Origin of the sequence: Methylobacterium sp. J-001, assembly GCF_022829565.1 — a bacterium.
In the GTDB taxonomy this organism is placed as follows: Bacteria; Pseudomonadota; Alphaproteobacteria; order Rhizobiales; family Beijerinckiaceae; genus Methylobacterium.
In genome coordinates this window covers 1-3,495 of sequence record NZ_JAKSYN010000167.1, presented here as the reverse complement: position 1 = coordinate 3,495, position 3,495 = coordinate 1, and the positions used below count along the sequence as shown (strand labels likewise).

Below are 3,495 nucleotides of genomic sequence, written 5' to 3'. Positions count from 1 at the left end.
AATGATCTCGCCGCTCGATTTCATCCCACTGGCGGAGGAGATCGGTCTGATCGTACCGATCGGCGAGTGGGTCATCCGTCAGGCCTGTCGCGATGCGATGACGTGGCCCACGGGGATGTCGGTCGCGGTGAACGTCTCCCCCGCTCAATTCAAGAGCGACCGGCTGGTCGAGACGATCATCTCGGCACTCGCTAGCTCAGGTCTGTCGGCTAAGCGGCTGGAGGTCGAGATCACCGAGGGCGTCCTCCTGCAGGAGAGCGAGAGGACCTTGCAGACGCTCCATCGACTGCGCGAACTTGGGGTACGCGTCTCGATGGACGACTTCGGTACCGGCTACTCGTCTTTGAGCTACCTGCGCAGCTTCCCATTCGACAAGATCAAGATCGACAGGTCCTTCGTGAAGGATCTGTCGGGTAAGCCTGATGGGGACGCGATCATCCGGGCGATCGCGGGCCTCGGCAAGAGCCTGGGCATGACCACGGTCGCCGAAGGCGTCGAGACGCCCGAGCAAATGCAGCGCATTCGCGATGAAGGCTGCACTGACGTGCAGGGCTACCTCATCAGCCGGCCAATACCGGCGGATGATCTTTTGCAATTCATCGCGAGCTACCAGCCCTAATCCTGATCCACCTAACTCGTCGGATGTCCCATGAGTGAGCTCTATCGCCTCGTCTACGCCAGCAAGAACCTGTTTCACGGATCTGAGGCCGAACTGACGGCCGTTGTCGGGCAAATACTGACCGCATCGCAGCGGAACAACGCTCGGGCGGATGTGACCGGAGCGCTGATGTTCAACGCTGGCGCCTTCGCTCAGGTTTTGGAGGGACCAAGACAGGGGGTCGAAGAGACATTCGAACGGATACAGTGCGATGGCCGTCACGGCGACGTGACGGTTCTTCAGTGCGGTCCGACGGAAAGCCGCAACTTCGCGAACTGGTCCATGGCCTTCGTCGGCGCGTCTGCCGGGGGGCAAGCACGCTTCAGCCGTCTCGCGGCCGAGAGCGGGTTCGACCTGTCCAGGCTGGACGGCGACACCGTGTTCACCATGCTGCATGAGCTGGTGCTGGAGGAGGAAGGTGTGCCCCTCGCGCTCGCCGCCGCTCCATCGATCGAACCACCTGAGGTTCATGCCCCGGCAGGGTTGGATGTCGAGCAACTGAAAGCAGAAATCGCGCAGCTTCGACCTGACGCGCCAGCCACGCGGACGTCATCACCGGCGAGCAATCAGCGGGCTGCTGAGGTCAAGAGTGTCGGGCTACAATCCCTTCCCATCCGCGATGTGAACCGTTCGCCGAAGGGAGAGACCGACGCTGCCCTCTATGTGCTCAAAGCCGCCTTGGCGAGTGAGCGGCAACGCACGAGCGATCTACGGACTGAGATCGACACGTTGCAAGTCGCGTTGGCATCGAGCGAGGATCAGCTTACTGCCATGCGGGCAGAACGGGATCGTTGGGCAGGACGTGCGCAGCTTCTCGCGACGGCGATGGCTCAGGAAGCCGGCGACATCCAGATGTCGGCTTATCGAGTCGGCTTGCTTGAAACCTTGCCCAACGGACAGGACGGTTTGAAAGACGACGCCAACGTTCTGGCCGCCTGAACACGCGATCCCAGTGGGCTGCTGCTGAAACGGCCTGGGGCCGGCGGGCGCGACCGAAGCTGTTGGTGCTCGAACCCCATCCGGATCCAACATCTCTAACCATCGCGCCAGCGATTGGCCCCGGTTCCGGATCCATCCAGCACGGAACGCTACCTTGCGTCGCTCTGTTACTGCAGCTTCCGGGAGTGAGCCCGCGACTGCCGAGGACAACATCATGAGCCTGTTCGGATCGATCATCTCGAAGATTTTCGGCGGCGGAGCAGCGAGTGCACAGGCGTCCGCGCCGCATGCATCCGAGACCCCGACCGTATCTCCCGCTGCTACCGGAGCGGGCGGTGCTGGCAGCGGCACCAGCGGCGCGACCGCACCCACAATGGGTGATGCGGCGTCGCCCACCAGTGCGCCTACGGGCTCGGCAGCGAGCGTCGATGTCGGTCAGGTCTTGAGCGACATGGCCGCCAAGAAGGGTGAGAACCTGAACTACAAGCAGTCAATCGTGGACCTTTTGAAGCTGCTGGACCTCGACAGCAGCCTCCCGGCTCGCAAGCAGCTGGCCGACGAACTGCACTACACCGGCGACAAGGGTGACTCGGCTACGATGAACGTCTGGCTGCACAAGCAGGTGGTTCAGAAGCTCGCCGAGAACGGCGGCAAAGTCCCCTCTGATATGCAGCACACTTAAGGCAGTAGCAGTAGTTGGGTGATGTGCGGGGGCTGTTAACCACCCCGTCCCACCATACCCGCAGCGACCGGCCGTGAGCCGAGCGCCGGCGGAGCAACACCGATGTCTTCACCCCTCGATACTGGGTGCGGCCTCTCCGGCGCAGTCGCGCTAAGGCCCAGGTTGATAGTCATGCCAACGCGGCGACAGCCTCCCTGGCGCCTGCTACAGGGCCCCCTCTTCCCGTCAATGCGCCCGAGGCGTTCGCGACACCGCAAAGCCTGCGGCGGGCAAGCTCGCGACGACAGGCGTTCTCCGGGCCAGTTCCCCGCAGGGCGCCCGTGAAGCCTAGGCCGGGCAGTCGTGTGAGGGTCGGTGCGGGGGAACTGGACACCGCAAGCGCCGGCCCATGGCCAAACTTAACGACTGGAGACCTCTGCTACGTTTACGAGGTACACACGAGTTTCAGTCTGGGTGGGATTGCCGGAACGCACTGCTGTCCCGCACAACGGGTCTGATTGCGACCACTTGTTTTGGCTTCATAGAGCATGGCATCGGCGATACGATACAAATCCGCGAGCGCAGATAATGCCGTGCCGTTCGGCGCGCCGGCGGCGAGCCCTATGCTGACCGTGATAACCCCGGCTGTGATGCCAGCTGATCCGATCGCCAGGGTCGATACCTCGGTGTGAACCTTCTCCGCGATGCGAAGAGCCCCTACCTCGTCCGTATTTGGCAGAAGAATAGCAAACTCCTCGCCGCCGACCCGGCAGACGAGGTCGTCAGGCCGGTGCACACTGGCCGAAAGGCAGCGTGCCAAACCTTGCGGGACCTCATCCCCGACCTGGTGGCCATAGCGGTCGTTGAAGCGTTTAAAGTGATCGGCGTCGACGATGAGCAGGGACAGCGGCTTGCCGTTGCGTCTGGCGGCTTCCCAGGCCCAGGCACCGGCGTGCTCGAAGGCTCGGCTATTGTGAAGACGGGTCAAGGTGTCGGTCAGCGACAGCCTTTCGAGCTCGGCCTGCATCGCTTCACGGCCGCGCAGCTCGCGCCCGAACAGAAGCGACAGGGCGATCGTGACACCGCACAGCACCAGTGATCGGCCCCCTTGGGAGTGGTCCGCCCTGAAGTATGGCTTTTGAGCCGACAGAGGACGGAACCGATGGCCCAACGACCCAAGCCCGAGGAGATCGTGAGCAAGCTGCGTCAGGTGGACGTATTGGTCTCACACGGACAG

General features: G+C 62.9%; 3 protein-coding genes and 1 pseudogene. 3 read left to right on the top strand and 1 reads right to left on the bottom strand.

Translation table 11 applies throughout. The annotated features are described in order from the left end of the window. The 3 genes from MKK65_RS21100 to MKK65_RS21090 all read left to right on the top strand — a co-directional run. Positions 1-619 (top strand): putative bifunctional diguanylate cyclase/phosphodiesterase (locus tag MKK65_RS21100; protein ID WP_243959870.1); only part of this gene is annotated, 619 nt, incomplete at its 5' end. A gap of 30 nt (positions 620-649) precedes the next feature. Then, on the top strand, positions 650-1,597 hold the full coding sequence (locus tag MKK65_RS21095; protein ID WP_243960085.1) for a BLUF domain-containing protein: 948 nt from the start codon (positions 650-652) through the stop codon (positions 1,595-1,597). Positions 1,598-1,811: 214 nt separating this feature from the next. After that, complete coding sequence (locus tag MKK65_RS21090) at positions 1,812-2,279, top strand: DUF3597 domain-containing protein (protein WP_243960084.1); 468 nt, start codon at positions 1,812-1,814, stop codon at positions 2,277-2,279. A gap of 424 nt (positions 2,280-2,703) precedes the next feature. Here the strand turns inward: MKK65_RS21090 and MKK65_RS21085 are convergent. Then, positions 2,704-3,354: pseudogene (locus MKK65_RS21085) on the bottom strand (GGDEF domain-containing protein); the annotation flags it as partial. Positions 3,355-3,495 lie beyond the last annotated feature (141 nt).

Bases quoted from the DNA above. Each gene is read 5' to 3' on its own strand.
- MKK65_RS21095 (WP_243960085.1), top strand. From the start codon at position 650: ATGAGTGAGCTCTATCGCCTCGTCTACGCCAGCAAGAACCTGTTTCAC.
- MKK65_RS21090 (WP_243960084.1), top strand. From the start codon at position 1,812: ATGAGCCTGTTCGGATCGATCATCTCGAAGATTTTCGGCGGCGGAGCA.